At 52.6% G+C, this 19,692-nt stretch carries 19 protein-coding genes; 4 read left to right on the top strand and 15 right to left on the bottom strand.

Translation table 11 applies throughout. The annotated features are described in order from the left end of the window. Positions 1–66: 66 nt before the first annotated feature. Genes hemG through pepQ form a run of 4 tightly spaced genes read right to left on the bottom strand, consistent with a single transcriptional unit; the run spans position 67 to position 4,059 of the window. On the bottom strand, positions 67–612 hold the full coding sequence (gene hemG / locus HEM79_RS16350) for a menaquinone-dependent protoporphyrinogen IX dehydrogenase (protein WP_000853955.1): 546 nt from the start codon (positions 610–612) through the stop codon (positions 67–69). 11 nt (positions 613–623) lie between these two features. Next, positions 624–2,075: a Trk system potassium transporter TrkH gene (gene trkH / locus HEM79_RS16345; RefSeq protein ID WP_000545681.1), complete on the bottom strand. Its 1,452-nt coding sequence runs from the start codon at positions 2,073–2,075 to the stop codon at positions 624–626. 38 nt (positions 2,076–2,113) lie between these two features. Continuing rightward, positions 2,114–2,728, bottom strand: a complete 615-nt coding sequence (locus HEM79_RS16340) for an IMPACT family protein (RefSeq protein ID WP_001295262.1) — start codon at positions 2,726–2,728, stop codon at positions 2,114–2,116. Continuing rightward, positions 2,728–4,059, bottom strand: coding sequence for a Xaa-Pro dipeptidase (pepQ, locus tag HEM79_RS16335; protein ID WP_000444561.1), 1,332 nt, complete (start codon positions 4,057–4,059; stop codon positions 2,728–2,730). The genes HEM79_RS16340 and pepQ overlap by 1 nt, the downstream gene beginning before the upstream one ends. A 189-nt stretch (positions 4,060–4,248) precedes the next feature. On the opposite strand from pepQ, the gene fadB reads away from it, so the two are divergent. Together fadB and fadA are read left to right on the top strand one after the other, a co-directional pair. Then, complete coding sequence (fadB, locus tag HEM79_RS16330) at positions 4,249–6,438, top strand: fatty acid oxidation complex subunit alpha FadB (protein ID WP_176242869.1); 2,190 nt, start codon at positions 4,249–4,251, stop codon at positions 6,436–6,438. Between the two features lie 9 nt (positions 6,439–6,447). Beyond that, a complete protein-coding gene (gene fadA / locus HEM79_RS16325; protein WP_176242868.1) occupies positions 6,448–7,611 on the top strand; it encodes an acetyl-CoA C-acyltransferase FadA in 1,164 nt (387 codons plus the stop codon). A gap of 182 nt (positions 7,612–7,793) precedes the next feature. Here the strand turns inward: fadA and fre are convergent, their stop codons facing one another. Then, positions 7,794–8,495: an NAD(P)H-flavin reductase gene (fre, locus tag HEM79_RS16320; protein WP_176242867.1), complete on the bottom strand. Its 702-nt coding sequence runs from the start codon at positions 8,493–8,495 to the stop codon at positions 7,794–7,796. 45 nt (positions 8,496–8,540) lie between these two features. Continuing rightward, positions 8,541–10,034 (bottom strand): 4-hydroxy-3-polyprenylbenzoate decarboxylase, encoded by a 1,494-nt coding sequence (gene ubiD, locus HEM79_RS16315; RefSeq protein ID WP_176242866.1) that lies wholly within the window; start codon positions 10,032–10,034, stop codon positions 8,541–8,543. 166 nt (positions 10,035–10,200) lie between these two features. On the opposite strand from ubiD, the gene rfaH reads away from it, so the two are divergent. Then, on the top strand, positions 10,201–10,689 hold the full coding sequence (rfaH, locus tag HEM79_RS16310; protein ID WP_001192392.1) for a transcription/translation regulatory transformer protein RfaH: 489 nt from the start codon (positions 10,201–10,203) through the stop codon (positions 10,687–10,689). Here the strand turns inward: rfaH and tatD are convergent. The 9 genes from tatD to udp form a co-directional block, all read right to left on the bottom strand. Next, positions 10,686–11,468, bottom strand: coding sequence for a 3'-5' ssDNA/RNA exonuclease TatD (tatD, locus tag HEM79_RS16305; RefSeq protein ID WP_176242865.1), 783 nt, complete (start codon positions 11,466–11,468; stop codon positions 10,686–10,688). The two genes, rfaH and tatD, sit on opposite strands and share 4 nt — an antisense overlap. A 41-nt stretch (positions 11,469–11,509) precedes the next feature. Further along, positions 11,510–12,280: a Sec-independent protein translocase subunit TatC gene (tatC, locus tag HEM79_RS16300; protein WP_000109945.1), complete on the bottom strand. Its 771-nt coding sequence runs from the start codon at positions 12,278–12,280 to the stop codon at positions 11,510–11,512. Positions 12,281–12,282: 2 nt separating this feature from the next. Then, entirely contained in the window at positions 12,283–12,798 is a 516-nt protein-coding gene (gene tatB, locus HEM79_RS16295) for a Sec-independent protein translocase protein TatB (protein WP_000459594.1), read from the bottom strand. 3 nt (positions 12,799–12,801) lie between these two features. After that, entirely contained in the window at positions 12,802–13,071 is a 270-nt protein-coding gene (gene tatA, locus HEM79_RS16290; protein ID WP_001295260.1) for a Sec-independent protein translocase subunit TatA, read from the bottom strand. A 78-nt stretch (positions 13,072–13,149) separates the two neighbouring features. Continuing rightward, a complete protein-coding gene (gene ubiB, locus HEM79_RS16285; RefSeq protein WP_176242864.1) occupies positions 13,150–14,790 on the bottom strand; it encodes a ubiquinone biosynthesis regulatory protein kinase UbiB in 1,641 nt (546 codons plus the stop codon). Then, on the bottom strand, positions 14,790–15,395 hold the full coding sequence (ubiJ, locus tag HEM79_RS16280; protein ID WP_001116107.1) for a ubiquinone biosynthesis protein UbiJ: 606 nt from the start codon (positions 15,393–15,395) through the stop codon (positions 14,790–14,792). Before ubiJ ends, ubiB begins: the two co-directional genes overlap by 1 nt. Positions 15,396–15,408: 13 nt before the next feature. After that, the gene (gene ubiE / locus HEM79_RS16275; RefSeq protein ID WP_000227958.1) at positions 15,409–16,164 is read right to left on the bottom strand and encodes a bifunctional demethylmenaquinone methyltransferase/2-methoxy-6-polyprenyl-1,4-benzoquinol methylase UbiE; all 756 of its coding nucleotides are present in this window, start codon (positions 16,162–16,164) and stop codon (positions 15,409–15,411) included. Positions 16,165–16,258: 94 nt separating this feature from the next. Next, a complete protein-coding gene (gene rmuC, locus HEM79_RS16270; protein WP_016158870.1) occupies positions 16,259–17,686 on the bottom strand; it encodes a DNA recombination protein RmuC in 1,428 nt (475 codons plus the stop codon). A 140-nt stretch (positions 17,687–17,826) separates the two neighbouring features. Continuing rightward, on the bottom strand, positions 17,827–18,588 hold the full coding sequence (gene udp, locus HEM79_RS16265) for a uridine phosphorylase (protein WP_000045177.1): 762 nt from the start codon (positions 18,586–18,588) through the stop codon (positions 17,827–17,829). Positions 18,589–18,849: 261 nt separating this feature from the next. Here udp and HEM79_RS16260 point away from each other — a divergent pair, with 261 nt between their 5' ends. After that, on the top strand, positions 18,850–19,665 hold the full coding sequence (locus HEM79_RS16260) for a dienelactone hydrolase family protein (RefSeq protein ID WP_010353608.1): 816 nt from the start codon (positions 18,850–18,852) through the stop codon (positions 19,663–19,665). Positions 19,666–19,692 lie beyond the last annotated feature (27 nt).

Raw genomic sequence — 19,692 nt, 5'->3', positions numbered from 1 at the left:
TTATTCTGAGCTGACAAGAGGAAATTTAAAATAATTTTCCGAATGCGCGTTTTTTATTCTTTATGCTTATTTCAGCGTCGGTTTGTCGGTTAAATGGGCAATTTCCCGGGCGAAATTCGCCACTTGCTCCCAATCGGTATAGACAACTTCTTTGCGCGTATCCGTTTCACCGCCTGACATCTTCATGATGAGCTTGATCATAAAGCGGTCGTACCAACGATAGCGGGGATAACGCAGCGCCCCGGCAATGACTGCACAGCGATCGGGACGCCATTGTGAGTTCATCAGAAACTTCCGCGCGTAGCTATTAGTCTGCACAGTACGCTTCTCCGGTTTACGCGCCACCAGGTTTACGGAGTAAAAGGCGCTCGGCATTGAGTTCAGCTGCGTCGCATGTTTTTTGACAAATTCCTGGAACGCAGAATGGTAGTGACCGTAGCGAATAGACGCGCCAATGACCACGCGATCGTAGTTTTCCCACTGTGGCTCTTCAATGCGGTGCACATTAGCGACATCCGCCTGTATCCCCAGTTCTTTCAATTCCGAAGCCAGGTAGGAGGCAATCTCGCGCGTTTGTCCGTCCCTTGTTGAGAAAAGAATTAATGTTTTCACGTATTACTCCATCATTCACGCCAGAAAGTCGGGGTAAAGAGCACCAGCAATGTAAACACCTCGAGACGACCAAACAACATATTGGCAATCAGGATCCATTTAGCCACCGGGTTCATGCTGGTAAAGTTATCAGCAACCACGCCAAGCCCCGGCCCCAGATTATTCAATGTCGCCACAACCGAAGCAAAGGCAGAAAAGTCATCCACGCCAGTAGCGATAATCGCCAACATACTGACAATAAATACCAACGCATAGGCCGAGAAAAATCCCCATACAGCCTCGAGGATACGTTCCGGCAGTGCGCGGTTCCCCAACTTAATGCTGTAGACGGCGTTAGGATGCACCAGTCGTTTCAGCTCACGGTTCCCCTGTTTGAACAACAGCAAGATGCGGATCACTTTCAGGCCACCGCCCGTTGACCCGGCGCAACCGCCGATAAAAGCTGAACATAACAGCAGTACCGGCAAAAAGAGCGGCCAGCGGGCAATGCTGTCAGTCGTAAACCCAGCGGTTGTCGCCATCGACACCACCTGGAAAAACGCTTGGTTAATCGTCATCAGCGCCGAACTGTAGACATTATGAAACCACAGTACGAGTGTACAAATAACCACCAGCGTAAACTGTACGCCGATAAACATGCGAAATTCCGGATCGCGCCAGTAAACCTTCAGACTACGCCCACTTAGCAGCGAGAAGTGCAGACCATAGTTACAGCCGGAGATCAGCAGGAAGATAGCAATGATAGTGTTAATTGTCGGGCTATCGAAATAGCCAACGCTGGCATCATGGGTTGAGAAACCGCCAATGGCGATTGTCGCGAAGCTATGACCGATGGCATCAAAGGCATTCATTCCGGCAAACCACAGCGCCAGCGCACAGGCGACGGTCAGCAAGACATAAATCAGCCACAAGGTTTTCGCCGTTTCCGCAATACGCGGGCGCATTTTGTTATCTTTCAGCGGGCCGGGCATTTCCGCGCGATAGAGCTGCATCCCACCAACGCCGAGGATAGGTAGTATCGCGACTGCCAGCACGATGATCCCCATCCCGCCAAACCATTGCAGCATCTGGCGATAAAAAAGAATCGCATGAGGAAGTGAATCCAGCCCCACCAGCGTAGTGGCCCCCGTGGTAGTCAGGCCTGAGAAAGATTCAAAAAACGCATCGGTAATCGTGAGGTTCGGGCTTTCCGAGAAGATAAAAGGGAGCGCACCGACGCTACCCAGCACGGTCCAGAACAGCACCACTATCAGAAACCCCTCACGGGATTTCAGTTCGCCCTTCTCTTTGCGGTTCGGCCACCAAAGCATAGAGCCAATGGCGAGGGCGACAAAAAAGGTCTGGGTAAAAGCGCGGCCCGCTCCATCCCGGTAGATGAGTGCTACCAGCCCAGGGATAATCATGGTCCCTGAAAATAAGATGACCAGTAGTCCAACGATTCGGGTAATGGCGCGAAAATGCATCTCTGCCGCTTCCTTAGTTCTGCAAAACGAAGTGGGGATTATTCTTCAATCGCTAACAATTGCAATGAACCACGGCTAAAATCCGCCAGCTTTGCGGAAAATTCAGCCACTTTCGCCGCCGGAAGCGCCACCCGCAGCAGAACGAATGCCTGATAATCACTGTTGATAATTTTGCCGTCACACTGCCCCAGCAACGCTTCAATGCCGGTTAACTGACTATATTCACATTGCAAAGTATATTCGGTTAATGGCGTCTTGCGTTGGGTCGTTAGCTGGCGCAGCGCCTGATTAACGCCGCCGCCATACGCTTTCACTAACCCACCGGTGCCAAGCAATATGCCGCCGTAGTAGCGCACCACCACAGCGGTAATTTCCCCGACGCCGCTACCCATTAGCTGGGCGAGCATCGGTTTACCTGCCGTTCCCGCCGGCTCCCCGTCGTCAGAAAAACCCAGCTGTTGAGAATCGTCAGGCGCACCCGCCACCCACGCCACGCAATGGTGGCGGGCATCGGGGTGCTCTGCCCGCACCGATTCAACAAACGCTTTCGCCGCCTCGACGCCATCGGTATGTGCCAACAGCGTAATGAAGCGGCTTTTTTTGATCTCTTCAACAACCGTGACCGGTGCCGCAGGGATTAACCAGCTTTCCATCACGCCAGTTTCAGATCCCGGGTCATGTTTTCCACGTTGTTTTCGTGGATCACCACGTTGTCTTCGATACGAATGCCGCCGAACGGTTTCAGTGCTTCAATTTTCTGCCAGTTGAAGTGTTTACTGAACTGACCTTCACGCCACGGCGCCAGCAGCGATTCGATGAAGTAGATACCCGGTTCGATGGTTAACACCATGCCTGGCTGGAGAATACGGGTGCAGCGCAGGTACGGATATTTTGCCGGTGCCGCGAGGTGCGTACCGCTATCATCCTGCATAAAACCGGCTACGTCATGCACCTGCAGGCCCAGCGGATGGCCGATACCGTGCGGCATAAACGGTCCGGTGAGATCGTTTTCGACCATCGCTTCTTCACTCATATCGGTGATGATTTGATGTTTACGCAGCAGTTTGGCGATGCGCTGATGGAACTGGATGTGGTAATCCACATAGCTGACGCCCGCTTTCATGGTGGCGATCAGCGCCAGTTGTTCATCATTAACGTCTTTCACCAACTGTGCGTAGTCGTTGTCGCTTTTTGCCGACCAGGTACGGGTCAGGTCAGCCGCATAGCCGTTATATTCTGCCCCGGCATCCAGCAGGAAGCTGCGCATCTCTTCCGGCGCCTGATGATCCAGTTTGGTGTAATGCAGCACCGCAGCATGTTCGTTAAGCGCCACAATGTTGCTGTAAGGCACGTCGGTATCACGATGACCAGTCGCAGTCAGATAGGCAATATTGATATCGAACTCGCTCATGCCAGAACGGAAGGCTTCTTCTGCCGCGCGATGACCGTTGACTGCCATTTTCTGCGCTTCACGCATACAGGCCAGTTCGTACTCGGTTTTGAAGGAGCGGTAGTAATGCAGGTAGTCGATCACCCCTTTCGGGTTGATATTACTGGCCTCAATGCCCAGTTGCAGCGCACGTTCCGGCACTGGGCCAATATAGCCAATATTGCCGCGCGCAGCGGGCAGCAGGCTACCAATGCCATCGGCTTTCGGCAGCGCGATCACTTCCACATCCTCAGTCCAGAAAGAGGTCGGCAAAGGTTCGACGTTGTGCCAGTAATCAACCGGCAGATAAAACCACAGTTTCGGCTTGTTCACGCCATCCACCAGCAGCCAGCAGTTTGGCACCTGAGTTACCGGCACCCACGCTTTGAATTGCGGGTTCACTTTAAACGGATAGGGATGATCGTCGAGAAAAACGTTGAACAGCTCGCCGGAGTGAATAAGTAATGCATCCAGCTTGAAGCGCGCCAGTGCATCGCGAGTCCGTTCCTGTAAGGTAGCTATATGATTTTTATAGAGCGAGGCCAGTGATTCCATTTTTTACCCTTCTGTTTTTTTGACCTTAAGTCTCCGCATCTTAGCACAACGTTAATACAGAGCGTGATTTCTGCCGAGCGTGATCGAATCGGCATTTCTTTAATCTTTTGTTTGCATATTTTTAACACAAAATACACACTCCATTTCATCTGGTACGACCAGATCACCTTGCGGATTCAGGAGACTGACATGCTTTACAAAGGCGACACCCTGTACCTTGACTGGCTGGAAGATGGCATTGCCGAACTGGTATTTGATGCCCCAGGTTCAGTTAATAAACTCGACACTGCGACCGTCGCCAGCCTCGGCGAGGCCATCGGCGTGCTGGAACAGCAATCAGATTTAAAAGGGCTGCTGCTGCGTTCGAACAAAGCAGCCTTTATCGTCGGTGCTGATATCACCGAATTTTTGTCCCTGTTCCTCGTTCCCGAAGAACAGCTAAGCCAGTGGCTGCACTTTGCCAATAGCGTGTTTAATCGCCTGGAAGATCTGCCGGTGCCGACCATTGCTGCCGTCAACGGCTATGCGCTGGGCGGTGGCTGCGAATGCGTGCTGGCGACCGATTATCGTCTGGCGACGCCGGATCTGCGTATCGGTCTGCCGGAAACCAAACTGGGCATCATGCCGGGCTTTGGCGGCTCCGTGCGTATGCCACGTATGCTGGGCGCTGACAGTGCGCTGGAAATCATTGCCGCCGGTAAAGATGTCGGCGCGGATCAGGCGCTGAAAATCGGTCTGGTGGATGGCGTAGTCAAAGCAGAAAAACTACTTGAAGGCGCAATGGCGATTTTACGCCAGGCCATTAACGGCGACCTCGACTGGAAAGCAAAACGTCAGCCGAAGCTGGAACCGCTAAAACTGAGCAAGATTGAAGCCACCATGAGCTTCACCATCGCTAAAGGGATGGTCGCGCAAACGGCGGGGAAACATTATCCGGCCCCCATCACCGCAGTAAAAACTATTGAAGCGGCTGCCCGTTTTGGTCGTGAAGAAGCCTTAAACCTGGAAAACAAAAGCTTTGTCCCGCTGGCGCATACCAACGAAGCTCGCGCACTGGTCGGCATTTTCCTTAACGATCAATATGTAAAAGGCAAAGCGAAGAAACTCACCAAAAACGTTGAAACGCCGAAACAAGCTGCCGTGCTGGGCGCAGGCATTATGGGCGGCGGTATCGCTTACCAGTCCGCGTGGAAGGGCGTGCCGGTTGTCATGAAAGATATCAACGACAAGTCGTTAACCCTCGGCATGACCGAAGCCGCGAAACTGCTGAACAAGCAGCTTGAGCGCGGCAAGATCGATGGTCTGAAACTGGCTGGCGTGATCTCCACGATCCACCCAACGCTCGACTACGCCGGGTTTGACCGTGTGGATGTTGTGGTAGAAGCGGTTGTTGAAAACCCGAAAGTGAAAAAAGCCGTGCTGGCAGAAACCGAGCAGAAAGTTCGCCCGGATACCGTGCTGGCTTCTAATACTTCAACCATTCCTATCAGCGAACTGGCCAACGCGCTGGAACGCCCGGAAAACTTCTGCGGGATGCACTTCTTTAACCCGGTGCACCGGATGCCGTTGGTGGAAATTATTCGCGGCGAGAAAAGCTCCGACGAAACCATCGCGAAAGTCGTCGCCTGGGCAAGCAAGATGGGCAAGACGCCGATTGTGGTGAGCGACTGCCCCGGCTTCTTCGTTAACCGCGTCCTGTTCCCCTACTTCGCCGGATTCAGCCAGTTGCTTCGCGACGGCGCGGACTTCCGCAAGATCGACAAAGTGATGGAAAAACAGTTTGGCTGGCCGATGGGTCCGGCATATCTGCTGGATGTCGTGGGGATTGATACCGCGCATCACGCCCAGGCCGTGATGGCAGCAGGCTTCCCGCAGCGGATGCAGAAAGATTATCGCGACGCCATCGACGCGCTGTTTGATGCCAACCGCTTTGGTCAGAAGAACGGCCTCGGTTTCTGGCGTTATAAAGAAGACAGCAAAGGCAAGCCGAAGAAAGAAGAAGATGCCGCCGTTGACGGCCTGCTGGCAGAAGTCAGCCAGCCGAAGCGCGATTTCAGCGAGGAAGAGATTATCGCCCGCATGATGATCCCGATGGTCAACGAAGTGGTCCGCTGTCTGGAAGAGGGCATTATCGCCACTCCGGCAGAAGCGGATATGGCGCTGGTCTACGGCCTGGGCTTCCCTCCGTTCCACGGCGGCGCGTTCCGCTGGCTCGACACCCTCGGCAGCGCGAAATATCTCGATATGGCACAGCAGTATCAGCACCTCGGCCCGCTGTATGAAGTGCCGGAAGGTCTGCGTAATAAAGCACGTCATAACGAACCGTACTATCCCCCGGTTGAGCCAGCCCGTCCGGTTGGCGACCTGAAAACGGCTTAAGGAGTCACAATGGAACAGGTTGTCATTGTCGATGCAATTCGCACCCCGATGGGCCGTTCGAAGGGCGGTGCTTTTCGTAACGTGCGCGCGGAAGATCTCTCCGCTCATTTAATGCGTAGCCTGCTGGCGCGTAATCCGGCGCTGGAAGCGGCTGCCCTCGACGATATTTACTGGGGGTGTGTGCAGCAAACGCTGGAGCAGGGTTTTAATATCGCCCGTAACGCTGCGCTGCTGGCAGAAGTGCCGCACTCTGTCCCTGCGGTGACCGTCAATCGCTTGTGTGGTTCATCCATGCAGGCATTGCATGACGCAGCACGGATGATCATGACCGGTGATGCACAGGCATGTCTGGTAGGCGGCGTGGAACATATGGGCCATGTGCCGATGACTCACGGTGTCGATTTTCACCCCGGTCTTAGCCGTAATGTCGCCAAAGCGGCGGGCATGATGGGCTTAACGGCAGAAATGCTGGCGCGTATGCACGGTATCAGCCGTGAAATGCAGGATGCCTTTGCCGCGCGATCACACGCTCGCGCCTGGGCCGCCACACAGTCGGGCGCATTTAAAAATGAAATCATCCCGACCGGTGGTCACGATGTCGACGGCGTCCTGAAGCAGTTTAATTATGACGAAGTGATTCGACCGGAAACTACCGTGGAAGCCCTCGCCACGCTGCGTCCGGCGTTCGATCCAGTCAGCGGTACGGTGACTGCGGGTACGTCTTCTGCCCTCTCCGATGGTGCCGCCGCCATGCTGGTGATGAGTGAAAGCCGCGCCCGTGAATTAGGTCTTAAGCCGCGCGCCCGTGTGCGTTCGATGGCGGTCGTTGGTTGTGACCCATCGATTATGGGTTACGGCCCGGTTCCGGCCTCTAAGCTGGCGTTGAAAAAAGCGGGACTTTCTGCCAGCGACATCGGCGTGTTTGAAATGAATGAAGCCTTTGCTGCGCAGATCCTGCCATGTATTAAAGATCTCGGGTTAATGGAGCAAATTGACGAGAAGATCAACCTCAACGGTGGCGCGATCGCGCTGGGTCATCCGCTGGGTTGTTCCGGTGCGCGTATCAGCACCACGCTGCTGAATCTGATGGAACGCAAAGACGTCCAGTTTGGTCTGGCGACGATGTGTATCGGTCTGGGTCAGGGCATTGCGACAGTGTTTGAGCGGGTTTAACCACTTGCCGGATGCGGCGTAAACGCCTCATTCGGCCTACGGTTCAGAACTATTTGTAGGCACGATAAGACGCGACAGCGTCGCATCGGGCATTGTTTGCCGGATGCGACGTAGATGTAATGCCACTGATAAAGTTTTAGTTGCCGTTCTTCCCGCCTGTCAGGGGCGGGTTTTTTTATGGCTTAGATAAACGCAAACGCATCGCCAAACAGGCGGTCTTCCCGCGCATTACGCTCACTGCAAAACAGGTCACGGGCGATTTTTGCCATCTCAAAACGCCCGGCAATGTAGATATCATGCTCTGCCAGCGTACCGTGATCCTGCAACACCGCTGTTAAAACCGTGCCAGTACGGCCACGCCAGCCCGCTTCCGGTTGTTCAACCACCGGCACCACTTGCAGACCAGGATGCTTAAGCGAAAGCGCCTCAAGTTCGGAAAGATCATAAAGGTGCTGCTCTTCACGCCCGCCCCAGTAAATAGTGATATCACGATTGGGATTACGCGCCAGCGCCGTCAGCAAAATCGAACGGGCATAAGAGAACCCGGTGCCGCCCGCAATCAGAATCATCGGACGCTCTTCATCATCGCGCAGCCACGCATCACCGTGCGGAATATCGACCACGATTTGATGATCTTTGAGGATGCGATCCATGACTGCTTTCGCGTAAAGGTTGATTTCAGAAGCGCCAATATGCAGCTCAATGAAACCTTGTTCATCCGGCGTCGAGGCCATTGAGAACGGGCGTTTATCGCGCTCATCCATCACTACCATCAAATACTGACCAGCACGAAAAGAAAAGGCCGCGTCTGGCACGATGCGGACACGATATACGGTATCCGTGATAGCTTCTACCGAGGTCACTTTACAGCTTAAGGTTGTCATGCGCTTTCTCTGTCGGATCGATAAATAGGGCAATACAAACGCGCCTCAGGCGCTTTTACCGTTGTTAAAAATAGCCAGCTCATCCCAGATTGCGTCAATACGCGCGACAACGTCCGGATCTTTTTTGATAGGACGCCCCCACTCGCGCTGGGTTTCCCCCGGCCATTTATTCGTGGCATCCAGCCCCATTTTTGAACCCAGCCCGGAAACAGGCGAGGCAAAATCCAGATAATCAATGGGTGTATTTTCTACCAGAACGGTATCCCGCGCCGGGTCCATACGGGTAGCAATCGCCCAAATCACATCATTCCAGTCGCGTGCGTTGACGTCATCATCGCAAACGATCACAAATTTGGTGTACATAAACTGGCGTAAGAACGACCAGACGCCCATCATGACGCGCTTCGCGTGCCCGGCGTACTGTTTTTTGATTGTCACTACCGCCAGACGATAGGAACAGCCTTCCGGCGGCAGGTAAAAATCGACAATTTCCGGGAACTGTTTTTGCAGAATTGGCACGAACACTTCGTTCAACGCCACACCCAGTACCGCAGGTTCATCCGGCGGACGACCAGTATAGGTGGAGTGGTAAATCGCATCTTCACGCTGAGTAATATGCGTCACGGTAAATACCGGGAAACTATCGACTTCGTTATAGTAACCGGTGTGGTCGCCATACGGCCCTTCTGGCGCCGTTTCGCCTTGTTCGATATACCCTTCCAGCACAATTTCCGCACTGGCGGGCACTTCAAGGTCATTGGAGATACACTTCACCACTTCGGTTTTGGTGCCGCGTAGTAATCCGGCAAATGCATACTCTGAAAGCGTATCTGGAACGGGCGTGACTGCACCGAGAATTGTGGCGGGATCAGCACCCAGCGCCACAGAAACCGGGAAACGTTCGCCCGGATGCGCCGCGCACCACTCCTGATAATCCAGCGCGCCGCCGCGATGCGACAACCAGCGCATAATCAGCTTGTTTTTACCAATCAACTGCTGGCGATAAATGCCAAGATTCTGCCGCTCTTTGTGCGGGCCACGCGTTACGGTCAATCCCCAGGTAATCAGCGGCGCGGCATCTTCCGGCCAGCAGGTCATAATAGGAATACGGTTAAGATCGACGTCCTCGCCGGAGACGATTTTTTGCTGACAAGGCGCACCACGTAACCGTTTCGTCGGCATATTCAACACCTGCTTAAACTGCGGCAGCTTATCAAACAGGTCGCGGAAACCTTTTGGCGGCTCCGGCTCTTTCAGAAACGCTAATAATTTACCGACTTCACGTAGCGCCGAAACATCTTCCTGCCCCATGCCCATCGCCACGCGCTTCGGCGTACCGAACAGGTTGCACAGCACCGGCATCGAGTACCCTTTAGGATTTTCGAACAACAGCGCAGGCCCACCGGCACGCAATGTGCGGTCAGCAATTTCAGTGATTTCCAGATGCGGATCCACCGGGAGCGTGATACGTTTTAGCTCACCCTGCTGTTCAAGCAGAGTCAGGAAGTCGCGTAAATCGTTATATTTCATGGCGTCCATTGTAGCCTCTTAATCTGCGCCCATTATACGGCGTTCATCTTCGCGATGCTGTAAATTTGTTAAATTAGCGTGAACTCAGGCGCTATAACGCAAACCGGGGAATATAATTAACTTAACGCATCGCTTTTGCTATTCTTGCGCCCCGATTAAACGGATAAGAGTCATTATGCAATCCTGGTATTTACTGTACTGCAAGCGCGGGCAACTTCAACGTGCCCAGGAACACCTCGAAAGACAGGCCGTTAATTGCCTGGCACCGATGATCACCCTGGAAAAAATCGTGCGTGGCAAACGTACCGCAGTCAGTGAGCCGTTGTTCCCCAACTACCTGTTTGTGGAATTTGATCCAGAAGTGATTCATACCACTACCATCAACGCCACACGTGGTGTCAGCCACTTCGTGCGCTTTGGTGCATCGCCAGCGATAGTCCCATCGGCTGTGATTCATCAGCTGTCAGTGTATAAACCGGAAGACATTGTCGATCCGGCAACGCCATATCCAGGTGATAAGGTGATTATTACCGAAGGCGCATTCGAAGGTTTTCAGGCCATTTTCACCGAACCCGACGGCGAGGCACGCTCCATGCTATTGCTTAATCTTATCAATAAAGAAATTAAGCACAGCGTGAAGAACACTGAGTTCCGCAAACTCTAGAACGCAATCCCAAACAGCGTTTTGACATTGGCATCTGTGGTGGCCGCCAGCCACGCAGCATCCTCCCCTCGCCAGTATGCAATACGTTGCAGAATATGGGGCAGATACGCAGGCTCGTTACGCCGTGACGATGGCTTTGGCGTGAGATCGCGCGGGAGCAAATACGGCGCATCGGTTTCGATCAGCAATTTCTCCGCAGGAATAAGTGGCAACAGATCACGCAATTCCTGCCCTCGTCGTTCATCGCAAACCCAACCTGTAATGCCGATATAAATTCCACGCGCCACGCACGCCTGCATCTCTTCGCGTGTGCCGGTAAAGCAATGAAGAACCGCACCAGGAAGTTTATCCAGCCACGGCTCCAGCAATGTCATAAACCGCTCGTGGGCATCGCGACAGTGCATAAATACCGGCATGTTTAATTCTGCGGCAATACGTAGCTGGGAAACAAAAGCGCGTTCCTGCTCTTCCGGCGTAGAAAAGTTGCGGTTAAAGTCGAGACCACACTCACCAATCGCCACTACTTCTGGCAGCGCGGCCAGTTCAATAATTGCTTCTTCGGTCGCAGCTTGCCACTGGCTGCTGTCATGAGGATGCACGCCCGCCGTTGACCAACAGTGCGGATACTGACGCGCCAGTTTTTGCGCCTGCTGGCTTTCTCGCAGGTTAGTACCGGTGATGAGTAGTCCATCAACTCCCGCAGCAAAAGCGCGCGCTACAATATCATCACGATCTTTCGCAAATTGTGAACTGGTCAAATTAACGCCGATATCAAACATCCTGCACTCCATATGACAACCGCCCTGACGGGCGGTTGAATTTATTCTTCAGTTTTTTCGCTTTCAGCGTCGTTTTCTTCTTCCCGGTTTCGGCCTTTACCAACGTAAAAGCGGGAGAAGAAGACACCGATTTCAAACAGGCAGTACATCGGAATCGCCAGCAGCGTTTGCGAGAAGACATCCGGCGGCGTCAGCAGCATCCCAACGACGAATGCACCAACCAGCACATACGGGCGCTTTTTGCGTAAGTCTTCTGGCGAGGTGATCCCCATCCAGCACAGCAGCACAATGGCAACCGGCACTTCAAACGAAACACCAAACGCCATAAACAACGCCATAACGAAGCTTAAGTAGCTGGCGATGTCGGTGGACACCTGTACCCCTTCCGGCGCGGTATTGGCGAGGAAGCCAAATGCCAGTGGAAAGACCACGAAGTAGGCGAACGCCATGCCGATATAAAACAGCAAAGAGCTGGAAACCAGCAGAGGCACCACCAGGCGACGTTCGTGCTTATACAACGCTGGGGCGATAAACGCCCACACCTGATAGAGAATCACCGGCGCTGACAGAATCAGCGATACCATAAAGGTCAGCTTGATCGGCGTAAAAAACGGCGAGGCCACATCGGTGGCGATCATCGTTGAACCTTGCGGCAATTGCTTGATCAACGGCGCGGATACCAGGTGATAGATGTCATTGGCGAAATAGACCAGGCACAGGAATATCACGATCACCGCGATAATGCAGTTCAGCAGACGCTTACGCAGCTCAATCAGATGCGTGATAAGCGGTTGAGTATCTTCTACAGACATGTTTACGGTTTATCACTCGACGAAGGGGAAGGTGCAGCGGTTTTCGGCTCAGCGTCCGCAGCAGGTTTTACCACCGGCTCTGGCGTGGTTTCTGGCTTCTGTTCCGGCGAACTGGCCTGCGTTTGTGCAGCGGCAGGGGTTACTCCCTCATGCGCAGCTTCATTATCTTTCACCACCGGGTTATGGATGGTGTGCGCTTCATCGCTCGCCTTTTCAGGATCGTTTGCAACATAGGAACGCTTCATCGATTCTGCAGCCTGGCGCAGTTCATCCATTGACGCTTTCAGTTCAGGCGTCAGGTTGGTCAGGCTTGCCTTTTCAACCTTTTTCAGGCTGTCCTGAAACTCCTGGAGTTTTAACTCCTGGGTCAGTTCGTTCTGCACCGTTGTCGCCAGTGAACGCAACGCGCGAATCCAGCCCGCTACCGTTTTTACCGCCACAGGCAGTCGTTGCGGCCCCAGAACGACGAGGCCGATGATGAACACCAATAGCAGTTCGCTAAAACCGATATCAAACACGGATTACACCTGCTCTTTATCGTGGCGCTTCGCGTCTTCTGTTTTAGCCTGTTCCTGATTCGTATCCGCCTGCTTATCGGCGATAGTTTTTGCAGTAAAATCAGCATCCTGACTGGTTTTATCCTGCTTTGGTTCATCATCGCTCATTGCTTTTTTAAAGCCTTTAATTGATGCACCAAGATCGGAACCGATGGAGCCGAGCTTTTTGGTGCCAAAAAGCAGTACAACGATGACGGCAATAATCAATAACTGCCAAATACTGATACCACCCATACATGTTCCTCTGTGGTAGATGATGATTAAACAAGGCCGCATTATACGTTACACGGCCCGCCTTGAGCGATGAAAAAATCAGCGTGTTTTGCGCCAACCGACAAACCAGGCGATCAAACCACCTGCCATTAACCAGCCGGGCATCAGCCCCCATTCAGGTCGGCTGACCAACAAGAATGTGCCGCTTAATACTAACGTCGCGCCAATTCCGAGAAAATAACGCGATTGTCCCTGACGTACATGATTTGCCTGAAGCTCGCGGGCAATCTTATCAACACTGTGCTGTAAATACTTGCCCTGGCGCAAACTGTCGTAAACCAGTTCAGGCAGTTCTGGCATTTTTTCGACCCAGAACGGCGCTTTTTCTTTAAATGCTCTCACCAGAGCAGGAATACCAACCTGATCTTTAATCCATGACTCGAGAAAAGGCTTCGCCGTTTTCCATAAATCGAGCTGCGGATAAAGCTGGCGTCCTACCCCTTCGATGTAGAGCAAGGTTTTCTGGAGTAACACCAGTTGCGGCTGTACTTCCATATTGAAACGACGCGCCGTATTAAACAGATTTAACAGCACATGTCCAAATGAAATTTCTGCCAGCGGTTTCTCAAAAATAGGTTCACAGACAGTACGAATAGCAAATTCGAACTCTTCAACGTTGGTATCTGGTGGCACCCAGCCAGAATCAACGTGCAGTTCCGCTACTTTGCGATAGTCACGGTTAAAGAAGGCGATAAAGTTTTCCGCCAGATAGCGTTTATCTTCTTTGTTTAGCGAGCCGACAATCCCACAATCAATACCAATATACTTCGGATTTTCCGGGTGTTCGAAGCTTACGAAGATGTTGCCAGGGTGCATATCGGCATGGAAAAAGCTGTCGCGAAAGACCTGAGTGAAGAACACCTGCACACCGCGTTCCGCCAACAATTTCATGTTGGTGCCGTTTTTCTCCAGCGTCGCGACATCCGAAACTGGAATGCCATAGATACGCTCCATCACCATCATCCCTTCACTGCAATAGTCAGGGTAAACTTCCGGGATATAGAGCATCGGGCTATTTTCGAAATTACGCCGAAGCTGAATGGCGTTGGCAGATTCCCGCAGCAAATTCAGTTCATCAAGCAACGTCTTTTCGTACTCGCGCACCACTTCGGTTGGACGCAGACGGCGACCATCCGGCAGTAAACGCGGCACCCAACGCGCCAGACGATAGATGAGTTTCAGATCCGCTTTTATGACCGGCAAAATATCCGGGCGAATGACTTTAATCACCACCTCTTTGCCATTCGATTTCAACCGCGCAGTATGCACCTGTGCTACGGAAGCCGATGCCAGCGGCTTAATGTCAAAATCATCAAACCACGCTTCCACCGGCAGGCCGCCCATCGCCGCTTCAATTTGTGCTTTCGCCAGTTCGCCGTCAAAAGGCGCGACTTTATCCTGCAAGAGCGCCAGTTGGTCAGCAATATGCGGCGGAAAAAGGTCACGACGGGTCGATAGCATCTGTCCAAACTTGATCCATACCGGACCCAGTTCTTGCAGCGCCAGTCGCAGTCGTTCACCTAATTGTTTGTCTTTATGCCGATTCGGCATCCAGAATAATGAGTATCGCCATAACCGCAACGGCAAAGTGATACGCATTTTAGGGATCAGTTCATCAAGTCCGTAACTTAAAAAAGTGCGAATGATGAAATACAGGCGCCGTACTTCACCTGGCGTCATTAAACTGCCTCCAGTTTTTCCAGCCGTTTGGTTAGCGCATCGACGGCTCGCTCAACGGCGGATGTCTCTTCCGCAAACCAGGCCACTTCAAGCGGACCAGGCGCCATACGCCACTCTTCAGTAATGGCTTCCGCCACGTAGCGTTGCTGGCGTTGAATACCGTGATGCAGGAACTTCGCGCCACCACGCAGGGCTTTGCTAATGCCTTCGGCGGCGATATCACCCGTATAAGGTGCCAGCAGTTCCGCTGGGTCGAACTCCGCCAGATCTGCCAGCGCAACAAAGTTTTGCACCACCTGAATATCGCCCTGCACTTCCAGCTCACCGCTACGAATCAGTGCAGCAAGCTGCTGGCGATCGCGAAGTTTCGGCAACACGCTGGCATAAGCGATAACGGTGCAGTCAGCATCACCCGCCCATTCTCCCAGTACATCGACCTGACGTTCGCTGAACACCAGAATCAACGATGTCGAAAAGCCTTTTACCTCCACGCGCAATACTTTACCCAACAGACGCGAGCGGGCCGTTTTCAGCGCGGGTGAGCGATACAGGAAGGTATTGAGCAGACTTTCGATTCCTGCCGTCACTAAAGGTTTAAAAGGCATAGTCGTACTCCTGTCAGAACTTATAACCACGATGCAGCGCCACAACGCCAGCCGTCAGGTTGTAATAGTCGACACTTTCGAATCCGGCATCTTGCATCATGGCTTTCAGAGTATCCTGATCGGGATGCATACGGATGGATTCAGCCAGATAACGATAGCTGTCGGCATCATTCGCGACCAGCGAGCCAATACGCGGCAGAACATGGAAGGAGTAAGCGTCATAAGCTTTGCTTAACGGCTCGATAATCGGCTTCGAGAACTCAAGCACCAGTAGACGACCGCCGGGTTTCAGCACGCGATACATTGAACGTAGTGCTTTATCTTTGTCGGTGACGTTACGCAGACCAAACGAAATGGTGATGCAATCAAAAGTATTATCCGGGAACGGCAGCGCCTCGGCGTTCGCCTGAACATACTCAACGTTGCCAATCACGCCGATATTACGCAGTTTCTCGCGCCCCATTTTGAGCATGGATTCATTGATATCGGCGAGGACCACCTTACCCGTTTCACCGACCAGGCGAGAGAATTTCGCTGTCAGATCGCCGGTGCCGCCAGCCAGATCCAGTACAGTCTGCCCACGGCGTACGCCGCTGCAATCGATCGTGAAACGCTTCCACAAACGATGAATACCAAATGACATCAAATCATTCATAACATCGTATTTCGATGCCACGGAATGGAAAACGTGGGCGACCATATCCGCTTTTTGTTCCTTCGCGACGGTCTGAAAACCAAAGTGCGTCGTTTCTTGTGACTTATCCACCATCTCAATGCCTGCTCATCAAAAAATTGTTCCAGAAGTGTAACAGATTGGGCGTCGATGCCCTAGATTTCTACCCGGCTTAACTACCCCCAATGGGCTAGCGCGACTGCTGATTATATTCATCATCGCGTTGATAAGCTTCATCATTCGGCTGCCCTGGAACCGACCGCAGTCGATACTCTTCATCCTGACTCACCGCCTGTTCAGCCAAATCCGGATTAATCTCGCGTTTAATTTCTACCCCTAAACCGCGAAACGCTTCTGCCTGCGCCAGCACATTTCCGCGACCTGAAGAGAGTTTTTTCATTGCCTGACGATAGTTATCCTGCGCTTTGTCCAGACTTTGACCAATCGCAGACATGTCATCGATGAACAAACGCATCTTGTCGTACAGCTTGCTGGCGCGATCGGCGATTTGCTGGGCGTTGCGACTTTGATGCTCATAACGCCAGAGATTGGCGATAGTACGCAACGCCACCAGCAGCGTGGTCGGGCTAACCAGCATGATATTGTTTTTCAACGCTTCGGTTATCAGCTCCGGCTGGCGGTCAAGCGCCAGTAAAAACGCAGGCTCAACGGGGATAAACATCAGCACGTAATCCAGGGTTCTTAGCCCTGGGAGCTGTTGATAATCTTTACGCCCCAGCAAGCGGATATGGTTACGCACCGACGCGATATGTTCCTGCAATGCACTTTCGCGGGTGTAGTCGTCTTCCGCGTTGAAGTAGCGTTCATAAGCGACCAGCGTCATTTTGGCGTCGATCACCACATCTTTCCCCTGCGGTAGTCGCACGATAACATCCGGCTGCATCCGCGAGCGGGCGTCATTTTCGATACTCACCTGGGTTTCGTATTCATACCCTTCACGCAAGCCAGATGCCTCCAGTACTCGCGTTAATACCACTTCGCCCCAGTTGCCCTGGGTTTTATTGTCGCCTTTCAGCGCACGCGTCAGGTTGATTGCCTCCTGGGCCATTTGCGCGTTGAGCTGCTGGAGATTGCGAATTTCGTGGGTCAGGGTATGGCGTTCTTGTGCTTCTTTACCGAAGCTGTCCTGAACCTGACGGCGAAAACCGTCCAGTTGTTCACGCAGCGGCGACAACAGGCTGTTCAGGCTCTGACGGTTTTGCTCATCAACGCGGCGATTGCTGTGCTCGAAAATACGGTTGGCGAGGTTTTCAAACTGCTCGCTCAAACGCTGCTCGCTGTTAATCATCTGGCGAATTTTATCGTCAGCGTGTTGCTGTGCGGCCTCCATCCGCGTGGTCACTTCACGCAGATCAGCCTCCAGCGAGGTGTTAATACTTTGCAGGCTGCGCACTTCGTTATTGAGTAATTCACACTCTGTGCGCCAGTGTTCACTTTGGGTAATTTGTTGTTTTGCCGCACTTAACTCCGCGACCATCTCTTCACGTTCAGCTAATTGCTCGGCTTTTTGCTGCGCATGTTGATAACTGGCAAACAGCCAGCCGATGGCCACACTGACCAGCGCAATAATGGCATAAACAATGATTGAGAAATCCACAAAGCCTCCTGACGCAACAACTTACCCGCACAAAATAGAATTGTGCTGTACAAACGTCCAGTTGGAAAGGCATTTCCTGCGAGGCGCTATGCAAAAATACAAAAGGCCGAACGCGTCGGCCTTCAGACAGGAGAAGAGAATTACAACAGACGACGCGCCGCTTCCACCACGATTTTCACCGCATGGCTTTCGGTTTGTTTCATCGTCTCAGCATTCGGGATCTCTTGCTGAGTGCGGTTAACGATAACGCCCGCCACCATACCTGCACGCAGGCCCTGACTTGCACACATGGTCAGCAGAGTCGCAGATTCCATTTCATAGTTCATCACGCCCATCGCCTGCCACTCTTCCATAGAACCTTTAAAGTGACGGACTACGCGACCAGAGTAAGTATCGTAACGTTCCTGACCTGGGTAGAAGGTATCAGAAGAAGCAGTCACGCCAACGTGAGTCGTCGCGCCAATAGACTTCGCTGCTTCAACCAGCGCAGTCGTACATTCGAAATCAGCGACAGCCGGGAACTCCAGCGGTGCGAAGTGCAGGCTCGCGCCATCCAGACGAACAGACGCCGTGGTAACCAGTACATCACCAACATTAATATGCGGCTGAATAGCGCCAGTTGTACCGATACGCAGGAAGGTGCGAATGCCCAGCTGTGCCAGTTCTTCAACGGCAATAGAAGTAGACGGACCGCCGATACCGGTAGAGCAGACAATAACAGGTTTACCATCCAGCTCTGCACGCCAGGTGGTGAATTCGCGGTGAGATGCCAGCTTAACCGGCTTATCCATCAGCGCGGCGATCTTTTCCACACGATCCGGGTCGCCAGGGACGATGGCAAGCGTAGCCCCTTGTAAATCGTTTTTAGTGAGGCCGAGATGAAAAACATCAGACTTGGACATATACAACTCCTCTGTGAATCGGTTTAGTCAGAAGAAGCAAAACGGTACTTTACCGAAGGGATTAAGATTTTTTCGTGATAATCATCACTATGATGCAAATGTGTTGCATGCATTTACTCATCAAAAGTGACTTAAATCACATAATTTGCTCTTAAGTCAGTAAGGCTGCTTAAAAGATGAGCCATTTGAGGCAATGTGAATTGTTGCACGCTGACTATAGTTAACATTGCGCAAAATTTTTATAAGGGTACGGAGAATACCATGACAACAACACAACACTCTGGATTTGCACCTGCTGCATCCCCCCTCGCCTCGACCATCGTTCAGACCCCGGACGATGCGATTGTGGCAGGGTTCACCTCTATCCCTTCACAAGGGGATAACATGCCTGCTTATCATGCCCGTCCAAAGCAGAGCGATGGCCCACTACCAGTGGTCATTGTAGTGCAGGAAATTTTTGGCGTGCATGAACATATCCGTGACATTTGTCGCCGTCTGGCGCTGGAGGGGTATCTGGCTATCGCACCAGAACTCTACTTCCGCGAAGGCGATCCTAATGATTTCGCCGATATTCCCACGTTGCTCAGCGGTCTGGTAGCAAAAGTGCCTGACTCACAGGTGCTGGCCGATCTCGATCATGTTGCCAGTTGGGCGTCCCGCAACGGCGGCGACGTCCATCGCTTAATGATTACCGGATTTTGCTGGGGCGGGCGTATCACCTGGCTATATGCCGCGCATAACCCGCAATTGAAAGCGGCGGTGGCGTGGTACGGCAAGCTGACAGGCGATAAGTCGCTGAATTCACCGAAACAACCTGTTGATATCGCAACCGATCTCAACGCGCCGGTTCTCGGCTTATATGGTGGTCAGGATAACAGCATTCCGCAGGAGAGCGTTGAAACCATGCGTCAGGCGCTACGAGCAGCGAACGCGAAAGCAGAGATTATCGTGTACCCGGATGCCGGTCATGCGTTTAACGCCGATTATCGCCCGAGCTATCATGCTGAGTCCGCAAAAGACGGTTGGCAGCGTATGCTGGAATGGTTTAAGCAGTATGGTGGGAAGAAGTCGCTGTAATGAGAAAAGACCGGGTGGCATTGCCAC

Source organism: Escherichia sp. 93.0816 (assembly GCF_013368855.2).
GTDB classification, from domain to species: domain Bacteria; phylum Pseudomonadota; class Gammaproteobacteria; order Enterobacterales; family Enterobacteriaceae; genus Escherichia; species Escherichia ruysiae.
Note: the sequence above shows the minus strand (reverse complement) of the source record. Positions and strands in the feature narration are given on the sequence as shown.